Origin of the sequence: Marinomonas aquiplantarum, from assembly GCF_003314975.1 — a bacterium.
GTDB classification, from domain to species: domain Bacteria; phylum Pseudomonadota; class Gammaproteobacteria; order Pseudomonadales; family Marinomonadaceae; genus Marinomonas; species Marinomonas aquiplantarum.
Map to the genome: position 1 here is coordinate 47184 of NZ_QNRF01000001.1, position 21263 is coordinate 68446.

Genomic DNA, 21263 nt, shown 5'->3' on the forward strand with positions numbered 1-21263 from the left:
CGCTCATCACCACACAATCAGATATTGCCAAGCATGAGACGCGGTTTATTGTTTTTGTTTTTCCACTATGATCAAACGACAACCAGCCGATTGAATCACTTCTTTACTCTTGTTATCTATGCCATCGTCCGTAATGACGATGTCTATTTGAGACAGAGGACAAATGACCATACTTGATCGGTTTTGAAACTTTGAACTATCAACCAAAAGCACCCGCTGATCGGCTCGATTTATCAATTTCATCACCGCTTGTACGATTTGTGGATCTGTCTCCATTACACCATGAGAATTCACACCATATGCACCGATAAAAAGAATGTCTGCGTAGGTATGATTGGAAATATCACTCGGAAACGGACTCAAAATGATGTTCTGTTCCCGGTGAATTTTGCCACTCGGCACTGTGACGCTACATTTGCTCTTTTTTATCAATTGATCCGCAATCGAAAACGAGTTCGTCAACACTTGTAACTTCAAACTTCGCATATACTCAGACATAGCTGCAGTGGTTGTACCACCACTGATCATAATCGACATGTTGTCCGACAATAATTCTACGGCCGCTTTTGCTATGCTCCGCTTTACATCCATATTAATCGTTTGGCTGACTGAATATGGTCGCCCAAGCAAACTGACATCCGACGGTGGGTTGATGGCCTCAGCCCCTCCTCGCACTCGTCGCAACTTTCCTTCCTGATCTAGAGAAGCAATGTCCCTTCGCACTGTGGCTTCGGATGCGCCTAGCACATCCGCTAGGTGCGTCACCGTCACAATGGGTCGAGCCTCTACTTCTGACAGGATAACTCTGTGCCTTTCAATTTCGTGCATTGATCATCCTCGATATTCAATATAATTAATTTTCAATCATTATCAAGCACAATCGATCAAAACATCTCAAAAAAGATAAATAATGCTTGATAATGATTGTTTTTGTTTTAGTATGAAAGCTATCGATCATTCTAACCCGCTGGTTGTGCATAACAAAAATAAAATTGAAGTCTGCATTTTATCTGCCTATTCGAACAGAACTCTAGGCCAATAAACCAGACAATACTTGAGGTTAAACCATGTCTACTAATTTACTAGCCAATCTTTGGAACGATGCGGATGCGTCCTTGATGTCTGAGCCAGAATTATTGCAATATCGATCAAACTTGCTTGGTTCTGACATGCGCGTGACGAATTACGGTGGCGGCAATACCTCAGCCAAACTTCAAATGAATGATCCACTGACAGGGCAAACTACTACGGTTTTGTGGGTCAAAGGCTCAGGGGGCGATATTGGCTCTATGGAGCTGGAAGGTTTCTCAACGCTTTATTTGGATAAACTGAATCAGCTTTTGCCTCTTTATCGTGGTGTCGAATTTGAAGATGAAATGGTCGCGTATCTTCCCCATTGCACATTCAACCTAAATAGCAGAGCGGCCAGTATCGATACGCCACTGCATGCCTATTTGCCATATCAGCATGTTGATCACCTGCATCCAGATGCAGTCATTGCCATTGCCGCAAGCAAAAATAGCCAGCAACTCACGGAAGACATTTTTAACGGTGAGATTGGCTGGCTACCATGGCGCCGTCCTGGATTCCAACTGGGCATGGACTTACATAAAATCGCCTCGGAGAATCCACACTTAAAAGGAGTGGTACTTGAAAGTCACGGACTATTTACCTGGGCCAATGACAACAAAGAGTGCTACCTAAACTCGTTAAACATCATTAACAAAGCACAAACTTGGCTGGAAAAACAAAGCGCTGGTAAAGCTGCATTTGGTGGCGAGCGATTTACGACCTTAGCCGAGGACAAGCGTCGCCAAGTTGTGTCTCGTTTAATGCCATTGATTCGCGGTAAAACCAGTGAAAAACAACGTCAAATTGGTCACTTCAATGATTGCGATGAAGTGCTGAAGTTTGTTAATTCTGTGGATTTGGATCGTCTGGCGAAACTTGGTACGTCTTGTCCAGATCATTTCTTGCGTACCAAAATTCGACCTTTTGTGGTGGCTTATGATCCACAAAAAGACAACTTAGATGACGTCATCGAATCCTTAGAGCAAAGCTTGGCAGACTATCGCAACGACTACGCTGGTTACTACCAACGCTGTAAACGCGACAACAGCCCAGCTATGCGCGATCCAAATCCTGTCATCTATTTAATTCCAGGAGTTGGCATGTTGTCGTTTGCAAAAGACAAAGCCACCGCTCGAATTGCCGGTGAATTTTATGTCAATGCCATCAATGTGATGCGCGGTGCCGATAGCGTGAGTGAATACGTTGGCTTACCTGAACAAGAAGCCTTTGATATTGAATATTGGCTGTTAGAAGAAGCAAAATTGCAGCGCATGCCGAAACCCAAATCCTTAGCAGGTCACATTGCCTTGGTCACAGGCGGTGCTGGCGGCATTGGTCTGGCGACAGCAAAACGCCTTGCAACAGAAGGTGCCAACATTGTACTCATGGACATTGATGAGGAAGCATTGGCCGTTGCTAAAAATGAACTGTCCAACGAATTTGGCAAAGATTGCGCTGCAAGCATCAAAATGGATGTGACTCAGGAAGAGGATGTTGTTCGTGCGGTAAACTACTGTGCTCTTGCCTTTGGCGGCTTAGATATAGTGGTCTCCAATGCTGGTATTGCCTCTTCTGCCCCGCTAGAAGAAACCTCTCTTGAGCTATGGAATAAAAATCAGAGTATTTTATCAACAGGGTATTTTCTGGTTGCACGGGAAGCCTTTAGTTTGCTTAAACAACAAAACATGGGCGGCAATATGGTGTTCATTGCCAGTAAAAATGGTTTGGTTGCGTCCGCCAATGCCAGCGCTTATTGTGTGGCTAAAGCGGCCGAGATTCAGCTGTCTCGATGCGTTGCTTTGGAAGGTGCACCTCTTGGCATTCGATCTAATGTGGTGAACCCAGATGCCGTATTGCGCGGTTCAAAAATCTGGACCGGTAAATGGAAAGAAGAGAGAGCCAGCGCTTACCAGCTATCGACCGACGATTTGGAAGAGCATTATCGTCAACGCAGTATGTTGAAACTGAATGTGCTGCCAGAAGACATTGCCGAGGCCATCTACTTCTTTGCCTCGGATGCTTCTGCCAAATCGACGGGCAACATACTTAATGTTGATGCGGGTCACGCCCCCTCGTTTACTCGCTAGCGCCATGAGAAACATTTAACAAGAACCGACTAAATAAGAACAACAAAAGGATTCGATCATGACTCTATTAATTGATCAAAACTTGTTACAAGAACAAAACACTAAGCAAGAATCGGCACTAAACACAGATTACAACGCCCTTGCAGAGAAATTAGACCGTTCAGGCATTCAAATTGACACCGTCTTAGAGCAAGCAAAACAATTTTCAGTCGCGGTTCCTTCTTGGGGAGTCGGTACAGGCGGAACCCGTTTTGCTCGCTTTCCTGGTCAAGGTGAACCTCGCAATATTTTTGAAAAGCTCGATGATTGCTCTGTCATCCAACAACTATCACAAGCCACACCGGCGGTTTCATTACACATCCCTTGGGACAGACCGAAGGACCCGAAGGAGTTGCGACAGTACGCGGAACAATATGGTCTTCATTTCGATGCCATGAACTCCAACACTTTCCAAGATCAAATTGATCAAGACGAATCGTACAAATTTGGTAGCTTAACGCACACCAATAAAGCGGTACGTGAACAAGCCATTGCTCATAACATTGACGTGGTGGAATTGGGTCAAAAACTTGGCTCAAAAGCACTCACAGTATGGGTAGGCGATGGCTCTAACTTTCCAGGACAACAACATTTTAAAAACAGCTTTAGCCATTATTTAGACAGCATCAAGACGATCTATGATAGCTTGCCTGATGATTGGAACATGCTGCTAGAACACAAGATATTTGAGCCTGCCTTTTACTCAACCGTGATTCAAGACTGGGGCAGCAGCTACCTTGCCGCCAAAGAAACCGGCGAACGCTGTTTATCCTTGGTGGATTTAGGGCACCATGCGCCAAACGTTAACATCGAAATGATCGTCAGTCGGCTGGCACAATTTGGTAAGCTAGGTGGCTTCCACTTTAACGACAGTAAGTACGGCGATGATGATTTGGACAGCGGCTCGATTAACCCTTATCAACTCTTCTTAATTTTCAATGAATTAACCGACATCCGAGCTCAAGATCCCGCTTACAGCCCTTTCTATATGTTGGATCAATCACACAATGTAACCGATCCTATCGAGAGTCTGATGTACAGTGCAGCCGAAGTACAACGTGCTTTTGTGAAAAGCTTACTTGTCGACCGCCAAGCCTTGTCTCAGTATCAAGAAGACAATGATCCTATGATGGCACAAGCTAGCTTAAAACAAGCTTACAATTTAGATGTCGAACCAATACTGCAAATGGCACGTTTGCAAGCCGGTGGCGCTATCGATCCTGTTAGTTGTTACCGTGCCAGCGGCTATCGCGCGACCGTAGCAAAATCTCGTCCGGCCGATCCTAATAAAACGGGGTCTGGTATTGTGTAGAAAAAATCGACTCTAGGGTTTAAACGAAAAAGATTCAACACAAAAGCACGAGGTGACATTGGTTTCGTGCTTTTTTGCTATCCATCACCGAGCGCTTGTAACGCGATTCGCAAAGGCGACTTTAGAGCACTAGGTTCAACTGAGGTTAAGGTCACTGAATCACATTGCTGGAATTGACTAAATGCTTTAATAGCGTCGACAAAGGCACTTAGAATGATGTCGACATCAAAGTTCGATGTTTCTATCTGTTTTTCTAAGTAGAGAGATTTAATTTCCAAGCGGCGCTCTTGACGGTGTGCTTTGCAGTCCATGCGTCCAATAAACTCCCCTCGAAATAATAACGGCAAGCAGAAATAGCCGTATTGGCGCTTTGGCTCTGGCACATAACACTCGATCTGATAATCGAACTGAAACACAGATCTAAGGCGATCTCGCTGAATAACACTATTATCAAAAGGGGACAAAATAGTCAGACGATTATTCAACCTTGGCGTGCGGTAATCTAACGCTCCAGCTGGCATCAAGAAACGCTCACCATCGTCTAATTCGATTTCTTCCAACGCACCTTGATACAAGCGATCACGCACCAAGGTTTTCATCGCCTGACGAAGCTCTGTACTTCGGCGCAAATAGGTTAGCCCTTTTAATGAAACGAAACCATGGCAACGCAATTGTTGATCCAGCATGTGTGCAGCATATTCATCGGCGCTGGGCAGACGAGTGTCAATGTGAGATGGTAAAACACGCTCCGTTAAATCATATACTTTTTGGAAACCTTCTCGGTGACTTACCATTAACTCACCTTCCATATACAACTGTTCAAGCGCTTTTTTCGCCGGTTTCCAATCCCACCAACCTGCAGAGTTAGCGTTTTTATTAGCCTCTAAATCACGAGATCGCAGCGGGCCATCGGAGCGAATACGAGCCAGTAATTCAGCCATCAATTTCTTATCTGGATTTTTATACCAATGAACTTGGCCACATTGAATGGCTTTTTTATAAGGTAGGGAAAATCGAAAGTCGTCTATGGGTAAAAAGGCCGCTGCATGAGACCAATACTCAAAAATACGGCCATTCGCTAGCAAGCTATGAATCATCTCAGGTTGGAATTTAGGCACCCTGGTATGCAAAACATGATGATGCGCTCGCTCAACCACTGAAATCGTATCTATTTGCACGTAACCTAGGTGTTTAATCGCTTCGTGCGTCCCAGCCAAACCTCGGCCAAAAGGGTTCATCTGCAACAAACCTTGCGACGATAAAGCAAATCGACGTAAACGCTCTAAATCGGCTCTCCGAGTGATTTTCATCATGATTGACCTAGCTCAAATAAGGGTTTCCTTTAAATTACCCATTCTGATGCCATGAAGCGAATAAAAATCAAACAGCAAACCTTTAAACCATAACAAGTCAGATTAAATTAGGGCCTTTAATCGACTGGAAATAAGATGATCTGCTTTGAGTTGCAATAAGTCCCATAGATTACCGTATAAGTCTTCAAAAACAGCAACGGTTCCATATTCTTGCTCTGTGGCCTCACGAACAAAATGGACACCCTCAGCCCGCATGCGCCGATAGTCTCGCCAAAAGTCATCCGTGTTTAAAAACAAGAAAACACGGCCACCCGCTTGGTTACCAATAAACGCCAATTGCTCTGGCTTAGACGCTTTCGCCAATAATAAGGTCGTCCCTTTTGAACCAGGTGGAGACACTACTACCCAACGCTTATCCTGTTCAGGCTGATAGGTGTCTTCAATTAATTCGAATTTGAGTTTATTCACATAAAAATCAATAGCTTCGTCGTAGTCACGGACCACCAAAGCCACATGCACAATATCTTGTTTCATCTGCTCTACACTCGCTTTAACAAAGTTAACGACAAGGAATCTTATCTAATAGAAGGGGAATGAATCTAGAAAAGGAAAGGGAAACGGTCACCGCAATCAAGACTTAAAGCATTTGATTGCGGTCTCTCGATGTATCGATTATGCGTTTGGCGATACGGGAATTTCGTCTTGATTGTCTAGCACTAACCATTCTGCCAACTTGATGCGAAGGTCATCCACACCGTCGCCATTCAAGGCTGAGAAGGTTTGTACCGTGCCATCAATGTTTTGCTGTTTTAGCTCGCGCTGAATCGACAACATAGTCGACTTCGCTGGCCCACGCTTTAGTTTGTCTGACTTGGTCAATAGTACATGCACTTTCATGCCATTGGCTTTCGCCCAATCCAACATCATTTCGTCGAATTCCTTAAGTGGATGACGAATGTCCATGACCAATACTACGCCAGCTAAGGAACGACGGTTCATTAGGTAATCTTGCATGTGTGCTTGCCAGACCTTTTTCATCTCGATCGGCACTTTCGCAAAGCCATAACCCGGTAAGTCGATCAAGCGACGATCATCAAGGTTTAAACCAAAGCAGTTGATCAACTGAGTACGACCCGGTGTTTTTGAGGTACGAGCCAATTTCTTTTGGTTCGTTAAGGTGTTCAATGCTGTAGATTTACCCGCATTGGAGCGTCCAGCAAAGGCTACTTCAACACCTTGATCAAGTGGGCATTGAGAGAGTTTTTCCGCACTTTTAATGAAATAAGCCGATTGGAACGTGGAGTCGTAAGGTGTCATAAATTTGATATTCGTCAGTCGATTGAGATTGGCATTCGCAGATGCATTTTAGTGTGTATATAATGCCAGCAATCCGTTTAAGATGCCATTTAAAAGGCTATTGGCTCTGCCCAATTGTCCCTATTGATGTAAACTTTATGTAAACTTACCGGAAATGCCGAACCTTCTTCCATAATCGGGATCGAAGTTTTTTATGTTTAAGTGCATGATGTCACTATAGTTTCATTTTTATCATTAGGAGCTTTCCATGAAAAAGCTGTTTACAGCTCTGATCTTTTCTCTACTTATGCCGCTAACTGCGATGGCGGCGGAATACAGTGATGGTAATGGTTACACCACCATCAAAACCCCAGTTCGTACCAGCGACCCAAGCAAAATCGAAGTCACTGAAATTTTTTGGTATGGCTGCCCGCATTGTTACGCCTTAGAGCCACTGGTACAAGCTTGGAAAAAAGACGCGCCAGCCGACGTCGATTTTAAATACCTGCCTGCCGTATTTGGCCGTGGTTGGTTAGCCCATGCAAAAGCCTTTTACATTGCTGATATTCTTGGCGTAGAAGATAAAATTCGCGGTGACTTGTTTAATGCTATTCATGTTGAACATCGTCGTCTAAACTCAGAGGACGCGCTTGCTGAGTTTTTTGTGAATTATGGCGTTAATGAAGACGACTTCCACAAGCTGTACGATTCTTTCTCAGTGAACAGTCGTTTGAGTCAAGCCGATGCTAAAATTCGCGCTTACGGTGCGCGCGGCGTACCAGGCATCATTGTTAATGGTAAGTACCTGGTGTCTGCACAAACTGCTAATGGCAATGAAAATATCTTTAAAGTGGTCGATTTTCTAATCGAAAAAGAACGTCAAAATTAATATGAGTTGAGGTGGTATGACGGAGTCATCAAGCGATAAATTGATCGAAGTTCTACGCAAAGCCGTTTCTAGAACTAGCATGCTCGCTGAAGGGAATTATCCTGAGCTTGATTCCGTTGTCCGCCAACTTAGGCAAAGCATTACCCAAGGGGTTGATGCTGACGAAATACAGAAACTGCTTAATCAAGCTGAGCCGAAGTTTCTGAGCAGTGATAAGGCTCAGGAAGAAAGAGCAAAACTGGTTCGCACCTGTTTGCAAAACTTGATTGATGTATTAGAAAAAAATACTAGCCACCCGCTTCCTGGCCCACTCAAGAAACAATTGGAATACGAAATCCGTAGCAAATGGCAACAGTCTTACGAGTGGCCACATCTGCTTAAATTGTTTTTAGAGTTAAGCCAACAAACTTTTAATCAGACCGACTCAAGTCATCAGACTGAGAAGAATTCCCTCTTTCAACGCCTGTTCAATCGCAGTAAAAACACCAATCAAGCGCCTTCCAACGATCAAGATATTATGGCGCAGATCAGTCACACTCTGGCGGGTTTGGTGGACAATTTATCCTTGCCAAAGCACTATCATGGGGAAATGACAACCTTAAAAAGTGCTTTAACAGGCAACAGTAATCTCGAACAATTACCGACCTTGCTGGATGAAGTCATCGCCCTCGTGATGATTGCCATTGGCAAAACACAAGAAAGCCTGACCAAATACCTAAGTGAATTGAACAAACAACTGGCGAGCATCAACGCGTCTGTCTCCAGCAGTTATCAGTCACAAAAAAATCTCTCGGAAAGTCGCGAAGGTTTTAATACCAAATTGCAAAAGCAAGTGGAAGAAACCAGCCAAGCGGTTCAAGGTGCTAATGATCTAGAAAGCTTGCAGCAGTTAATCAATGAACGCTTATCAAACATTTCCAGCACCATGTCCGAGTATCGCTCGCGCATGCAAGAGCAAGAAAAAGACGCGAATCAGTCGATTACCAGCCTGAAAAACAAAGTTACTCGTATGGAAAAGGATTCCGCGTCGTTGCGCTCTATGCTGCAAGAGAAATTGGCACAAGCCATGACCGATTCCTTAACTGAGCTCCCTAATCGTACAGCCTATCAAGATGCCATTTTACCGCTTTGTCAGGTCATGCAAAAAACGCAAAAACCGTTATGTTTGGCAGTATGCGACATCGACTTCTTTAAAAAGGTAAACGACACTTGGGGGCATTTGGCGGGTGACAAAGTCCTTAGTATTGTACCAAAGCAAATCCGCAGTGTTTTACAGAAAGAAGATCTGATTTTCCGTTACGGCGGCGAAGAGTTTGTCATCGTGTTTCCTAATACACCTTTGGATAAAGCCATCGAAAAAGCCGAGCTCATTCGCCAAACCGTCGAGAAGACCCCTTTCAATATGCAAGGCGAGCCCGTGTCTATTTCCGTGTCCATTGGTATTGCCGAGCACAAAGCCAAAGAGACACCAGAAAGCTTATTTGAACGAGCGGATAAACAGCTTTATCAGGCAAAAGATTCTGGCCGTAATCGTGTGATGGCCGAAAAATAGACCGAATAAGCAGTACCCGCGCTCGGCTACGACAGGTACAATAAACACCATTAGCAAATACAGATAATGCCATGCTGGACGCTTTTTTTCGTCGCCAGCATTTTGTTAGGATGAATTCACTTATGCAAGATGACCAAAAGAACACCACCCATTTTGGCTTTAAAGAAATTCCAGCCGATGAAAAAGTACAAGCCGTAGCACAAGTGTTTCACTCGGTTGCCGCCAAATACGACATTATGAATGACTTGATGTCAGGTGGTATTCATCGCCTATGGAAACGCCATACCATTAGCCAATCTGGTGTTCGTGCGGGCAACAAGGTTTTGGATATTGCTGGCGGTACAGGCGACCTGACGCTGAAATTCTCTCGTTTGGTTGGCAGTGAAGGTCAGGTTATTCTCGCTGACATTAATGATTCCATGCTGAAAGTTGGTCGTGACAAACTGGCTAATCAAGGTGTGGTTGGTAACGTCAAGTTTGTACAAGCCAATGCGGAAGAATTGCCTTTCCCAGATAACACCTTTGACTGCATCACCATTGCTTTTGGTCTGCGCAACGTCACGGACAAATCCAAGGCATTGGCTTCCATGTACCGTGTACTCAAACCTGGCGGTCGTCTGTTGGTATTAGAATTTTCCAAACCAGAATCGGAAGTACTATCAAAGATCTACGATCAGTATTCTTTCCGCCTGCTACCGACTATGGGTAAGTTGATCGCCAACGACGCAGACAGTTATCGCTATTTGGCTGAATCCATTCGTATGCACCCAGATCAAGAAACCCTGAAAGGCATGATGGAAGAAGTTGGCTTCGAGCGCAGCAGCTATCAAAATCTGACCGGCGGCATTGTCGCACTCCACAAAGGGTTTAAATTCTAACCATGTTCACCAGTGCATTTCGTTTTCTGCGCATCCTATACACCGTGGTGCGCTTTCGCCTTGACGTGTTTATCCCGTTTTCTCTACTGCCTTGGTATCTGCGTTATACACTCGGCGCTTTGTGTGCCATTGGCCGTAAGCGCGCTAGTCAAAATCGAGGTGAACGACTGCGCTTAGCGTTGGAGTCACTTGGCCCCATCTTTGTGAAATTTGGGCAAATTCTCTCTACTCGTCGCGATTTATTAGACGATGACTTAGCCGATGAGCTGGCCAAATTACAAGATAAGGTGCCACCCTTTTCAGGCAAGGTCGCGAAAGCCATTATTGAGCGAGACTTAAAAGCCCCAATTGAACATTTGTTTGCAGCGTTTTCAGAAACACCCCTCGCATCGGCTTCAATTGCACAAGTGCATACGGCCACCTTGCACAGTGGTGAAGACGTCGTGGTAAAAGTCATTCGACCTAAAATCGAAAACACGATCGGCAAGGACATCAGTCTGCTTTACAGCTTGGCGCATTTTGTTGCCAACGTCAGTGAAGATGGCCGTCGCTTGCGCCCTATTGAAGTGGTGACCGATTATGAATACACCATTTTAGATGAACTAGACTTGGCGAAAGAAGCGGCCAATACCGGCTTACTACAGCGTAACTTTACTCAGTCTGAGTTGCTGTATGTCCCGCAAGTGTATTGGGACTATTGCCATCGAAATGTCATGGTGATGGAACGCATTTCAGGCATTCCCGTGGCCGACATTCCGGCTCTTAATCAAGCCAATGTCAACATGAAGTGCTTGGCCGAACGTGGCGTAGAAATTTTCTTCACACAAGTCTTCTCGCACAGTTTCTTTCATGCTGACATGCACCCTGGCAACATTTTTGTTGACCCAAGCAACCCTGACAAGCCCAAATACATCGCTATAGATTGCGCCATCATGGGCAGTCTAGATGACGAAGACAAAAGCTACCTTGCCCGTAATTTACTGGCCTTTTTCCAACGGGATTACCGCCTGGTCGCCGAGCTGCATGTAGAAAGTGGCTGGGTACCAAAAGGCACTCCGGTACATGCTTTCGAATCAGCAATACGCAGTGTCTGTGAGCCTATGTTTGCTAAGCCATTAAAAGACATTTCTTTTGGTCAGGTGTTAATCGGTTTGTTCCAGACGGCACGTCGCTTTAATATGGAAGTGCAGCCGCAGTTAGTATTACTTGAAAAAACCTTACTTAACATTGAAGGCTTAGGTCGCCAGCTGTACCCAGACCTTGATCTTTGGGTGACAGCGAAACCTTTCCTTGAGCGCTGGATGCGTGAACAAATGGGACCTAAGCGCGTGATGGAAGAAGTGCGCAAACAGGCACCACAGTGGGCTGGGCATTTACCGCAGATCCCTAACCTAGTGTTTACAGCCTTAACCCAACTGTCCCATCAGGAAGAGCGCATGCAAGCGCAAACCAATGAGATAAAAGAGCTAAGCCAAGAGCTGAAACTGCGCCGCCGTAACTGGCCATTCCGCTTATTGGGAGTATTCAGTTTAGCCGCAGCTTGGTTAGTCACCGAGCCGGACAAACTGCAACAACTCAAGCACGCAGACCTGACCAGTATTGGATTATTTCTAATAGGCTTGTATTTACTTGTCTTAAAACCGTAACATTTGAGAGACTATAATGAAAACCGATGTTTTGGCTGAGTTAGCAGCCACTCTAGAGCAACGCAAAAACGCTTCAGCCGATTCTTCTTATGTCGCTAGCCTGCATGCCAAAGGATTAAACAAGATCCTTGAAAAAGTTGGTGAAGAGAGCATTGAAACAATTATTGCAGCAAAGGACGCGATCACTTCAGGTGATAAATCTGATCTGGTCTATGAAACAGCTGACCTTTGGTTCCATACCTTAGTTATGTTATCTCATTTAGACTTGGGTCCTGATGCTATACTGGATGAGTTAGCTCGTCGATTTAATTTGTCTGGCTTAGAAGAAAAAGCCAGTAGAGACCAATAAGCAGTAGAAACGAATAAGCAGGAGAAATGTTATGTTAGGTGGAATCAGTATTTGGCAACTTCTTATCGTGTTGGCCATCTTAGTACTTATTTTTGGCACGAAAAAATTGAAAAACTTAGGCTCTGACCTTGGTGGCGCGGTAAAAGGCTTTAAAGAAGCGGTCGATAAAGACGGCGACGATGAAGCAGATAAAACCGCTCAGCAAAAAGTCATCGATGGCGAAGCCAAAAAAGACGATAAGAGCGCTTAATCCGTGTTCGATATTGGCTTTTCAGAACTGTTAGTTGTCTTTGTGGTTGGCCTATTAATATTAGGACCAGAGCGTCTTCCTCATGCCGCTAAGACAGCCGGTCTTTGGATTCGTAAAATTCGTCGCAGCATTAACTCAGTACAAAGAGAGATTAATGCTCAGCTTGATAACGAAGAGATGCAGCAAAAAATTGCCGAAACCAACAAGCGTATGCTGCAAGAAGGTCAGGCAATCCAAAACACCATCACTCCGCTTGCCGTGTCGCAAACTGAACCAGAGCCCGTTCCTGTCGCGACTGCGCAACACACAGACCAAGTCGATGCGGCTGGTCTGACGGAATCGCCTGAAGCAATAACCGATACGGACACAAAGGCAAAACAAGACACTAAAAGCAGCGATTAATAGATTCCTGATCACAAGATACGGGCAAGCCTTTTATGAGTACAGATTCATCCCAACAAGCCCCTTTAGTGGCTCACTTAATTGAGTTAAGGAATCGACTTCTTAAGTCGGTTTTGGCCATTTTACTGATTTTCATTGGCCTCTATTATTTTGCCAATGATTTATATTTGATCGTCTCCGAACCTCTGAGATTACTTTTGCCTGAAGGCAGCTCCTTGATTGCGACCGAAGTGGCTTCGCCTTTTTTAGCACCCTTAAAATTGACCTTCGCCATCGCGGTGCTATTGTCTGTCCCTTACACCCTATTCCAAGCTTGGTCTTTTATCGCCCCAGCCCTGTATAAGAACGAAAAGACCATTGCGATACCACTACTCATCTCCAGCATCTTTCTGTTTTACATGGGGGTGCTTTTCGCTTACTACGTGGTGCTACCTTTGATTTTTGGCTTCTTCACCACAGTCGGCCCGGGTGAAGTGACGGTCATGACGGACATTAATAACTACCTAAACTTTGTCCTCAAACTGTTTTTCGCCTTTGGCGTGACGTTTGAAATTCCAGTGGCGACTTATCTATTGATCAAAGCGGGCGCTACCACCGTCGCCAAACTCTCTAAAAAGCGACCTTTTATATTCCTTGGGTGTTTTGTGGTCGGCATGTTGATCACACCGCCTGATATTTTCTCTCAGACCTTATTGGCCATTCCCATGTGGATGCTGTTTGAAGTCGGCTTATTGGCAGGCCGCACAGTGAAAAACCAGGATGATGAAGAAAGCGAGGAGTCGGAAGACAATACTCAAGCAACAGAACCTAAAGCCTAACGGCTAAATTCATTTGAGCCTGACCATTCTGTGTCAGGCATTTTGCCCTGCAAGGTTAAATTGGTGTCACTTAATCCAGCATAAAAGTGACTGGCCCGTCATTGATGAAGGCAACCTTCATGTCAGCGCCGAAACGTCCCGTTTCAACCTTACCATGCTGAGCACGCACCTTTTCAACAAATGCATTAAACAAACGCTCACCTTCCGCTGGCACCGCCGCGCTAGAAAAGCCGGGGCGCAGGCCTTTTTTGGTTTCGGCCGCTAGGGTAAATTGCGACACCAGCAAAACACCACCACCAACTTGCTGGACATTCAGGTTCATCTTGCCCTCATCATCGCTGAACATGCGATATTTAAGCAATTTATCCGCAAGGCGCTGAACATCCATTTCAGTATCCCCTTTTTCAATCCCAACCAGAACCAGCTGACCATGATCTATGGCGCCAACTATCTCGCCATCAACTGTTACACTGGCATTCAAGGCTCGCTGCACTAATACTTTCATCCAAGTCCTCTTTTTCTTGCTCCATAAGCCAGATAAAACAAAAGCGCCCGAAGGCGCTTCTGTCGCTCCTAAGCCAAAAGGCTTATTTGCTGCTGCTCGCTTAATTGCTATGCTCAATTTGCTCTGAACATAGCATAAAACGCTTACTTACGGCCAGCGCGCTTACGCTCGTTTTCCGTTAGTAGTTTCTTACGAATACGGATGCTTTCTGGTGTCACTTCTACCAACTCATCGTCTTCGATAAACTCAAGCGCTTGCTCAAGTGTGTGCTTGATTGGCGGCGTCAGCGTCAAGGCTTCATCCGTACCAGAAGCACGTACGTTAGTCAGCTGCTTACCCTTAACTGGGTTAACCGCTAGATCGTTATCACGTGAGTGAATACCAATGATCTGACCTTCGTAGATGTCCACAGCGTGACCCAAGAACATACGTCCACGACTCTGCAAGTTAAACAAAGCGTAAGCCGCTGTTTTACCAGTCAACATACTAACCAGTACACCGTTTTGACGGCCAGTTACTTCACCGTCTTTAACAGGACCATAGTGATCGAAGACACTGGTCATGATACCGGAACCAGACGTCAGAGTTAGGAACAAACCACGGAAACCAATCAAGCCACGAGAAGGCACGATGAACTCAAGACGTACACGGCCCTTACCATCTGGCTCCATGTTCGTTAGTTCTGCTTTACGCAGACCAAGCTCTTCCATGATAGAACCTTGATGTTGCTCTTCAACGTCAATTACCACTTGCTCAAATGGTTCTTGGATTTGGCCATCAATTTCTTTTTTCACTACTTCTGGACGAGATACGCCCATTTCGAAACCTTCACGACGCATGGTTTCAATCAATACAGATAAGTGCAATTCACCACGACCCGATACGATGAACTTGTCAGGCGTATCGCCTTGGTTCACACGCAGTGCCACGTTGTGGATAAGCTCTTGGTCTAGACGGTCTTTGATGTTACGTGTTGTAACGAACTTACCTTCTTTACCGGCAAATGGTGAATCGTTAACGATGAAGGTCATGCTAACGGTTGGCTCATCTACGGTTAGAGCAGGTAGAGACTCAACGCATGTAGGATCACACAAAGTATCAGAGATGCTTAGACCATCAATACCAGTAATACATACAATGTCACCCGCGTAAGCTTGGTCAGTGTCGACACGTTGTAGACCATGGTAGCCCTTAACGTTTAGCACTTTACCTTTGCGCTCTTTACCATCAGCCGATTTCACAACGACTTGCTGGTTAGGAGACAAACTACCACGAGTAATACGGCCCACACCGATAACACCAACGTAGCTATCGTAATCCAATGCTGATACCTGCATTTGGAACGTGCCTTCTGGGTCAACATCAGGAACAGGTACACTGTCGACGATCATTTGGTAAAGCGGTGTCATGTCTTCTGCCATTTGCTCTGGATCATTACCAGAAATACCATTGATAGCAGAAGCATAAATTACAGGGAAATCAAGTTGCTCTTCAGATGCACCAAGACTGTCAAATAGATCAAATACTTGATCCATTACCCAATCAGGACGAGCACCTGGGCGGTCAATCTTGTTGATAACAACGATTGGACGTAAACCACGCTCAAATGCTTTAGATGTTACGAAGCGCGTTTGTGGCATTGGACCATCAACCGCATCAACCAACAACAATACAGAGTCAACCATAGACAATACGCGCTCTACTTCACCACCGAAGTCAGCGTGTCCAGGTGTGTCTACGATATTGATACGGTAGTCGTTCCATTTAATCGCTGTGTTTTTCGCCAAGATGGTAATACCACGTTCTTTTTCTTGATCGTTGGAGTCCATGATGCGCTCTGCACCTTCGTCTTTACGATCAAGTGTTCCTGACTGGCTTAATAGCTGGTCAACTAGTGTTGTTTTACCATGGTCAACGTGAGCTATAATAGCGACGTTACGTAACTTACTAATATCAATAGACATTTTATTTCTCTGTAATAAGCGAGGCTCAAATTAAGTGTCGCATTCCGCCCTTGCGAAACAGACTTTTAAGCACATCGGATCTAGATATGGGACAAAATTCGCGCAATTGTACCCTTATATTTGTTAAGTTCCCATTAAACTACACAAATAAATTCTATTTTCATGAATTTGCGGTTATTTAAAAGACATTCGAATCACGACCTTTGACAAGGAAATGGAACAGAGAAAATTGCACAGAGTTTGATCAAGCTAACTATTGAAGTGAACGGATTCAGGTAAGCACTTCTACAGACGTGATAACTCAGAAGGCGATTTAAACGACAACCCCCACTCCCCAAGAACCTCCTCACGTAATGCCGGCACCAAATCCTGACCTAAACCGGCGAAACTCTCTGCTTTGGGCCACACACCTTTATAGCCAGAATGCAGCGCGCCAACGCCATCATTACGCCACTCATAAAAGCGGGCATCTTTATCAGGTTCAAAAAATCGCTTAGTGCCATCTTTTGCCAAACCGTGCATTTTATCCCAGCCATAAATATGCTCCCCCAGTTTACATTCTATGTACAAGGCAACACCGATGGCCTCAGGGTCTGCATAACGACCATCTGAAAATGTCTTGGTTGGGTGCCAAGGTCGCCCCAAGGCATAGTTTTGAACCTCAACACCTGACTTAAAATCAATATTTTCACGATAAATACTACACCGTAAAAAAACAAACCCATACTGTCTATAGCGATTCGTACTAGGGGCTGCCACATACCCAAGCACCTTACTTTTCGAGGGATACACCTTACACAGCAACTCACAGGACTCCAACAACACACAACCGGAGCCAAACACAAAATCAATGTTGCCTTTTATCTGACAAGACCTTAGGTAACCTCTACCACCTTGCGCACAAAAGGTATCTTGATAGCTGTCTAAACAGACATCCTCTAAGAAAATTTGATCACTACGTTCATTCATCAGTAAAGCGACAGCTTGAGAGTGTTGCTGCTTGCTTGGGTCGTGATCTGGCTTTCTTAGGTTCTCAAGATAGTCCCATTGATTAGCAATCGTAAGCTGTCTTAAGGTGACATTAACGGCATCAATCTCAACAATTCGACTGCCAAGAGTGCTCGCTAACTGACCCGCCTCTTTCAACATACCTGCGCAAACGGCACCACAAAGCACCACTTCAGAACGCCCTGCGCCAACGATTTCCAAGTTGTCTCGAGTGATGTAAATGCACTCTTGATAATGGCCTGGCGAGAGATAAATTCGATAATAGGATTCATCCTTCGGTGCGGCCTCCAATGCTGCCTGTATACTAGAAAAAGTTCCTTCTTCCCCCTGCAAAGACACCAATGCATCAAAGATCTGCATTCTCATACTCCTCAGCCATACAAACAGACCGCGCAACCAATAAAAAAGGAAGACCATGTCTTCCTTTTTTGTTTTTCACAACACAACCAACAAATAGCCACACCGAGAAATTAATCCAACAGCGAACGCACGTAAGCTTCAATCTCAGGGCTCTGACCATTTTCAAACAAACACGCCTGGAAACGCACGCCCGTCACTGCGGATTTTACCAACTCTTGGTCCATGGCTTTTAGCGTGTCTAGGTAGTTATCCTTCATGGTAGCGGCTTTGACTTGATTTAAGATGGCTGCGTTACGAACCTGTGGCTCTTTACGCTCAACCGGATAGCCTTCACCACGCGGACCCGTAAAGGCTTTTTCGAAGATATATCGCGCATTCAATTCCGCCGCCCAACCAAAACCTTTCGCAAAAGCCATGGCAATGGCATTTCCATTATTAATTTGATTAAACAAAAAGGCGTCAGAAGGCTCCAAACAATAACCGCAAACCACACCTGGATGAGCATTTAGAGACATCATTGCCCCTTGCCCAGTACCACACCCTGACACCACAAAATCGACCGCTTTCGCATTGAGCAAAATACTGGCCATAATCCCCAGATGAATATAGGTTAAGTGATGGTCGTTTTCGTCACTCATACCAACATTGTAAACATCATGATTAAGCGGCTCCGCGACTTCGCTAAGCTGCTGTAAAATAGTGGCATTTTTGCCTGCTTGACTGTTTTCCATCATCAGCGCGATTTTCATATTAAGCATCCTGTTTTTGATAATAAGATTCTTCCAACCCAACAAAGTCTTTGCGCATTGGCGTGAAATTATCCAATAACACACCAGGCTCTAAGCACACACAACCGTGCATAACATTAGGCTCTTTGTAGAGCGTATCGCCTTGGCTAACAATTCGTGTTTCATCACCAATGGTAAATTCAAATTTACCTGACAAAACATAGGTAAGTTGTTCATGAGGGTGATTGTGCAATGGACCTACCGCTCCTTTTTCAAAATGCACCTCAACGGTCATGATGTTATCGGAATAGGCCATGATTTTGCGAGAAACCCCATCACCGAGATCTTCCAACGGGACCTGATCATTGTAAATAAACATAGGTTAACTCTTAGTATTCTTGTTTTAGACATTAACACTATAGCAGCCAAACAAAACAATACTCAACATTTTATGAAAAGCTGTTTTGATAAATTGAAATTTTAAGCATTAAGGTGGGATAAATAGATCGGTGGAAGACTTCTTTTCAGGCAAATTCTAGGCAAAAAAATAGAGGCCAAAGCCTCTATTTTTATTCATTATCTCAAACTGGTTAAGTACTAGGACTTAACATCGCCTAACTTTTCAGAAATGTCAGCAGCCGCTTCTTTTAATAAGTTTGTGTAGGTATCGAACTTCTCTTGAGTGTAACGCAAAGAAGGAAAAGACAAACTTAAACCGGCAACAACATTCCCCAAACGATCATAAATAGGGGCAGCGATGCAGCGCAAGCCTTCTTCTTGCTCTTCGTTATCGACTCCATAACCCTGCTGTTTGACTAAGGTTAGCTCTTCCAGCAATGCGTCAATATTTGGATGCGTACGAGCGGTTGAAGGCGTAAATTCCGTCTCTCTCAAGACTTCTCGTACATACTCTTCTGAACGCTCCGCCAATAACACTTTACCTATCGCCGTAGAGTAAAGAGGGTTACGACCACCAATGCGAGATTGCATGCGTAAATTATACTGAGCATCTACCTTGTAGATGTAGATAATGCCATCACCATCACGAATCCCAAGGTGCAAAGCTTCCTTAGTCAATTCGCCAATGCGATTCATGTGCGGCTCAGCCAAGGAAACCAAATCAACGTAATCTAACGCCTTGGAACTTGTTTCAAACAGTTTAAGGGTTAATGAATAGCGATCATCCTCACCTTCCTGACTAACATAACCAAGCATCTTCATGGTCTGTAGAAAGCGATACACAGTGCTTTTGGAAGTCATTACTTTTTGCGATAACTCTGTCACACCTGAAGCTTTCTTTTCAGATAAGGCATTTAAAATTGCAAACACCTTCATAACAGAGGAAACAGGTTCAATTTGCTGATTGTTGTTTTCTTCGTTTGCCATAAGTTAGTTTCATTTTTATTGAAATAGAATTTTATCAGTATAGTAGAAAATTTCTCATAGATACATCCCATCGCCTTGTCTTTCCATTTACCACCTCTGACACCAAGGTATTTTTGAGTGCTCCCAATAAAAACAAAAAAGAAACGGCTTTTTATTTTTATTGACTGCATATTGCTATTTTGTCTATCCTTGATTCTATTGAGACCAGAATACTGACAGAACGAAACAACAATAAGAGAGGGATTCATGTCACTCGGCCATCGACGATCTTTGCCATTTAAGCATTTTAAAGATGCCCAAACCGGCTCTAGTATTATTCAGCTAACCCCTGATAATGCAGTGTGTAACCGTAATTACTTCTATCAGAAATGTTTTACCAATGATGGTAATAAATTATTGCTTGCCGCTGATTTTGACCAGCACCGCAATTACCATCTCGTCGACTTAGAAGAAGAGACAACACTTCAGTTAACCGAAGGCGCTGGCGATAACGTATTTGGTGGCTTTCTCACTACCCAAGACGATGCCCTCATTTTCGTCAAACACAATAAACAACTGATTCGCGTCGACCTTAATACTCAAGAACACAGCGTGCTTTATGAGGTCCCTAAAGGCTGGGTCGGGTACGGCACCTGGGTACCAAATACAGATTGCACAAAAGTGGTCGGAATCGAAATTAAAGACAGTGATTACATGGCGTTAGACAGCTGGGAAAAATTTGCACAGCTATATCACCAAAACCCACGCTGCCGATTGATTTCCATTGACTTGAAAAGCGGTAAACGAAGTGTGGTATTTGAAGACAATATTTGGCTTGGACACCCTCTGTATCGCCCACATGATGACAACACTATCGCTTTTTGCCATGAAGGCCCACACGATCTTGTCGAGACTCGCATGTGGATGGTAAATGAAAACGGCGATCATGTGCGCAAAGTCTACGAGCAAGACCAAAATGAGTCCTGCACACACGAATTTTTCGTTCCAGATGGCTCTAAAATGATGTTCGTCTCTTATCGTCCGAACAGCCACCAGCGTGAGCTTTGCTCAGTAAATGCGGACAATTTAAGTTTTACGGTAGAAAGTGAAATGCCTGCCTGCAGCCACTTAATGAGCAATTATGATGGCAGCTTGGTGGTTGGCGACGGTTCCGGCACGCCGGTCGATGTGACAGACACATCAAGCCACCGTATCGACAATGACCCAAACTTATATGTGATTGATTTACATAAAAATAGCATCACAGCCATTGCGGAGCACAAAACAAGCTGGGCGGTTTTGGAAGGTGATCGTCAAGTGAACCACCCACACCCTTCATTCACACCAGACGATCAGTCCGTGCTATTCGGCTCAGACAGAAATGGCTCTCCTGCCGTTTACCTTGCTTCCATTAATTAAGTATTGCTCTCT

The 21263-nt window shown here is 44.5% G+C and carries 21 protein-coding genes; 11 read left to right on the plus strand and 10 right to left on the minus strand.

Annotation, left to right across the window (positions count from 1 at the left end; translation table 11 throughout):
* Positions 1-45 precede the first annotated feature (45 nt).
* Positions 46-828 (minus strand): DeoR/GlpR family DNA-binding transcription regulator, encoded by a 783-nt coding sequence (locus DFP76_RS00215; protein WP_113872676.1) that lies wholly within the window; start codon positions 826-828, stop codon positions 46-48.
* A 239-nt stretch (positions 829-1067) separates the two neighbouring features.
* On the opposite strand from DFP76_RS00215, the gene DFP76_RS00220 reads away from it, so the two are divergent.
* Entirely contained in the window at positions 1068-3158 is a 2091-nt protein-coding gene (locus DFP76_RS00220; protein WP_113872677.1) for a bifunctional rhamnulose-1-phosphate aldolase/short-chain dehydrogenase, read from the plus strand.
* Between the two features lie 58 nt (positions 3159-3216).
* Positions 3217-4509 (plus strand): L-rhamnose catabolism isomerase, encoded by a 1293-nt coding sequence (gene rhaI, locus DFP76_RS00225; RefSeq protein WP_113872678.1) that lies wholly within the window; start codon positions 3217-3219, stop codon positions 4507-4509.
* A 77-nt stretch (positions 4510-4586) separates the two neighbouring features.
* On the opposite strand, the gene DFP76_RS00230 is transcribed toward rhaI, so the two are convergent.
* The 3 genes from DFP76_RS00230 to yihA all read right to left on the minus strand — a co-directional run bounded on the left by DFP76_RS00230 (position 4587) and on the right by yihA (position 7139).
* Positions 4587-5822 (minus strand): winged helix-turn-helix domain-containing protein, encoded by a 1236-nt coding sequence (locus tag DFP76_RS00230; RefSeq protein ID WP_113872679.1) that lies wholly within the window; start codon positions 5820-5822, stop codon positions 4587-4589.
* 102 nt (positions 5823-5924) lie between these two features.
* Complete coding sequence (locus DFP76_RS00235) at positions 5925-6356, minus strand: VOC family protein (protein ID WP_113872680.1); 432 nt, start codon at positions 6354-6356, stop codon at positions 5925-5927.
* A 138-nt stretch (positions 6357-6494) separates the two neighbouring features.
* Positions 6495-7139: a ribosome biogenesis GTP-binding protein YihA/YsxC gene (yihA, locus tag DFP76_RS00240; protein ID WP_063331760.1), complete on the minus strand. Its 645-nt coding sequence runs from the start codon at positions 7137-7139 to the stop codon at positions 6495-6497.
* Between the two features lie 247 nt (positions 7140-7386).
* On the opposite strand from yihA, the gene DFP76_RS00245 reads away from it, so the two are divergent.
* The 8 genes from DFP76_RS00245 (at position 7387) to tatC (ending at position 13902) form a co-directional block, all read left to right on the plus strand.
* The gene (locus tag DFP76_RS00245; RefSeq protein ID WP_113872681.1) at positions 7387-8007 is read left to right on the plus strand and encodes a thiol:disulfide interchange protein DsbA/DsbL; all 621 of its coding nucleotides are present in this window, start codon (positions 7387-7389) and stop codon (positions 8005-8007) included.
* A gap of 16 nt (positions 8008-8023) precedes the next feature.
* Entirely contained in the window at positions 8024-9559 is a 1536-nt protein-coding gene (locus DFP76_RS00250; protein WP_113872682.1) for a GGDEF domain-containing protein, read from the plus strand.
* 122 nt (positions 9560-9681) lie between these two features.
* Positions 9682-10437, plus strand: a complete 756-nt coding sequence (gene ubiE / locus DFP76_RS00255) for a bifunctional demethylmenaquinone methyltransferase/2-methoxy-6-polyprenyl-1,4-benzoquinol methylase UbiE (protein WP_113872683.1) — start codon at positions 9682-9684, stop codon at positions 10435-10437.
* A gap of 2 nt (positions 10438-10439) precedes the next feature.
* Positions 10440-12083 carry a ubiquinone biosynthesis regulatory protein kinase UbiB gene (gene ubiB, locus DFP76_RS00260; RefSeq protein WP_113872684.1) on the plus strand — a complete coding sequence of 548 codons (1644 nt, stop codon included), beginning with the start codon at positions 10440-10442 and terminating at the stop codon, positions 12081-12083.
* Positions 12084-12099: 16 nt separating this feature from the next.
* Positions 12100-12432 carry a phosphoribosyl-ATP diphosphatase gene (locus tag DFP76_RS00265; RefSeq protein ID WP_113872685.1) on the plus strand — a complete coding sequence of 111 codons (333 nt, stop codon included), beginning with the start codon at positions 12100-12102 and terminating at the stop codon, positions 12430-12432.
* Positions 12433-12463: 31 nt separating this feature from the next.
* Positions 12464-12682, plus strand: a complete 219-nt coding sequence (gene tatA, locus DFP76_RS00270) for a Sec-independent protein translocase subunit TatA (RefSeq protein ID WP_113872686.1) — start codon at positions 12464-12466, stop codon at positions 12680-12682.
* Between the two features lie 3 nt (positions 12683-12685).
* Entirely contained in the window at positions 12686-13084 is a 399-nt protein-coding gene (tatB, locus tag DFP76_RS00275; protein ID WP_113872687.1) for a Sec-independent protein translocase protein TatB, read from the plus strand.
* 35 nt (positions 13085-13119) lie between these two features.
* Positions 13120-13902: a twin-arginine translocase subunit TatC gene (gene tatC / locus DFP76_RS00280; RefSeq protein ID WP_113872688.1), complete on the plus strand. Its 783-nt coding sequence runs from the start codon at positions 13120-13122 to the stop codon at positions 13900-13902.
* Between the two features lie 70 nt (positions 13903-13972).
* Here the strand turns inward: tatC and dtd are convergent, their stop codons facing one another.
* The 6 genes from dtd to kdgR all read right to left on the minus strand — a co-directional run bounded on the left by dtd (position 13973) and on the right by kdgR (position 19853).
* A complete protein-coding gene (gene dtd, locus DFP76_RS00285) occupies positions 13973-14407 on the minus strand; it encodes a D-aminoacyl-tRNA deacylase (RefSeq protein WP_113872689.1) in 435 nt (144 codons plus the stop codon).
* Positions 14408-14550: 143 nt separating this feature from the next.
* On the minus strand, positions 14551-16371 hold the full coding sequence (typA, locus tag DFP76_RS00290; protein ID WP_113872690.1) for a translational GTPase TypA: 1821 nt from the start codon (positions 16369-16371) through the stop codon (positions 14551-14553).
* 285 nt (positions 16372-16656) lie between these two features.
* Positions 16657-17739: a pectinesterase family protein gene (locus DFP76_RS00295; protein ID WP_181799765.1), complete on the minus strand. Its 1083-nt coding sequence runs from the start codon at positions 17737-17739 to the stop codon at positions 16657-16659.
* Between the two features lie 110 nt (positions 17740-17849).
* The gene (locus tag DFP76_RS00300) at positions 17850-18488 is read right to left on the minus strand and encodes an RpiB/LacA/LacB family sugar-phosphate isomerase (RefSeq protein WP_113872692.1); all 639 of its coding nucleotides are present in this window, start codon (positions 18486-18488) and stop codon (positions 17850-17852) included.
* 1 nt (position 18489) lies between these two features.
* Positions 18490-18846: a cupin domain-containing protein gene (locus DFP76_RS00305; protein WP_113872693.1), complete on the minus strand. Its 357-nt coding sequence runs from the start codon at positions 18844-18846 to the stop codon at positions 18490-18492.
* Positions 18847-19064: 218 nt separating this feature from the next.
* Entirely contained in the window at positions 19065-19853 is a 789-nt protein-coding gene (gene kdgR, locus DFP76_RS00310; RefSeq protein ID WP_113872694.1) for a DNA-binding transcriptional regulator KdgR, read from the minus strand.
* A gap of 246 nt (positions 19854-20099) precedes the next feature.
* Between kdgR and DFP76_RS00315 the strand changes: the two genes are divergently transcribed.
* A complete protein-coding gene (locus DFP76_RS00315) occupies positions 20100-21251 on the plus strand; it encodes an oligogalacturonate lyase family protein (protein WP_113872695.1) in 1152 nt (383 codons plus the stop codon).
* The last annotated feature ends 12 nt before the right edge of the window (positions 21252-21263 follow it).

Excerpts from the sequence above, each read along its gene's own strand:
- DFP76_RS00300 (WP_113872692.1), bottom strand. The coding sequence starts at position 18,488 with ATGAAAATCGCGCTGATGATGGAAAACAGTCAAGCAGGCAAAAATGCC.
- DFP76_RS00305 (WP_113872693.1), bottom strand. The coding sequence starts at position 18,846 with ATGTTTATTTACAATGATCAGGTCCCGTTGGAAGATCTCGGTGATGGG.
- typA (WP_113872690.1), bottom strand. The coding sequence starts at position 16,371 with ATGTCTATTGATATTAGTAAGTTACGTAACGTCGCTATTATAGCTCAC.
- DFP76_RS00235 (WP_113872680.1), bottom strand. The coding sequence starts at position 6,356 with ATGAAACAAGATATTGTGCATGTGGCTTTGGTGGTCCGTGACTACGAC.
- ubiB (WP_113872684.1), top strand. The coding sequence starts at position 10,440 with ATGTTCACCAGTGCATTTCGTTTTCTGCGCATCCTATACACCGTGGTG.
- dtd (WP_113872689.1), bottom strand. The coding sequence starts at position 14,407 with ATGAAAGTATTAGTGCAGCGAGCCTTGAATGCCAGTGTAACAGTTGAT.
- ubiE (WP_113872683.1), top strand. The coding sequence starts at position 9,682 with ATGCAAGATGACCAAAAGAACACCACCCATTTTGGCTTTAAAGAAATT.
- rhaI (WP_113872678.1), top strand. The coding sequence starts at position 3,217 with ATGACTCTATTAATTGATCAAAACTTGTTACAAGAACAAAACACTAAG.
- DFP76_RS00250 (WP_113872682.1), top strand. The coding sequence starts at position 8,024 with ATGACGGAGTCATCAAGCGATAAATTGATCGAAGTTCTACGCAAAGCC.
- yihA (WP_063331760.1), bottom strand. The coding sequence starts at position 7,139 with ATGACACCTTACGACTCCACGTTCCAATCGGCTTATTTCATTAAAAGT.
- kdgR (WP_113872694.1), bottom strand. The coding sequence starts at position 19,853 with ATGGCAAACGAAGAAAACAACAATCAGCAAATTGAACCTGTTTCCTCT.
- DFP76_RS00315 (WP_113872695.1), top strand. The coding sequence starts at position 20,100 with ATGTCACTCGGCCATCGACGATCTTTGCCATTTAAGCATTTTAAAGAT.
- tatA (WP_113872686.1), top strand. The coding sequence starts at position 12,464 with ATGTTAGGTGGAATCAGTATTTGGCAACTTCTTATCGTGTTGGCCATC.
- DFP76_RS00295 (WP_181799765.1), bottom strand. The coding sequence starts at position 17,739 with ATGCAGATCTTTGATGCATTGGTGTCTTTGCAGGGGGAAGAAGGAACT.
- tatC (WP_113872688.1), top strand. The coding sequence starts at position 13,120 with ATGAGTACAGATTCATCCCAACAAGCCCCTTTAGTGGCTCACTTAATT.
- DFP76_RS00230 (WP_113872679.1), bottom strand. The coding sequence starts at position 5,822 with ATGATGAAAATCACTCGGAGAGCCGATTTAGAGCGTTTACGTCGATTT.
- DFP76_RS00220 (WP_113872677.1), top strand. The coding sequence starts at position 1,068 with ATGTCTACTAATTTACTAGCCAATCTTTGGAACGATGCGGATGCGTCC.
- DFP76_RS00215 (WP_113872676.1), bottom strand. The coding sequence starts at position 828 with ATGCACGAAATTGAAAGGCACAGAGTTATCCTGTCAGAAGTAGAGGCT.
- DFP76_RS00245 (WP_113872681.1), top strand. The coding sequence starts at position 7,387 with ATGAAAAAGCTGTTTACAGCTCTGATCTTTTCTCTACTTATGCCGCTA.
- DFP76_RS00265 (WP_113872685.1), top strand. The coding sequence starts at position 12,100 with ATGAAAACCGATGTTTTGGCTGAGTTAGCAGCCACTCTAGAGCAACGC.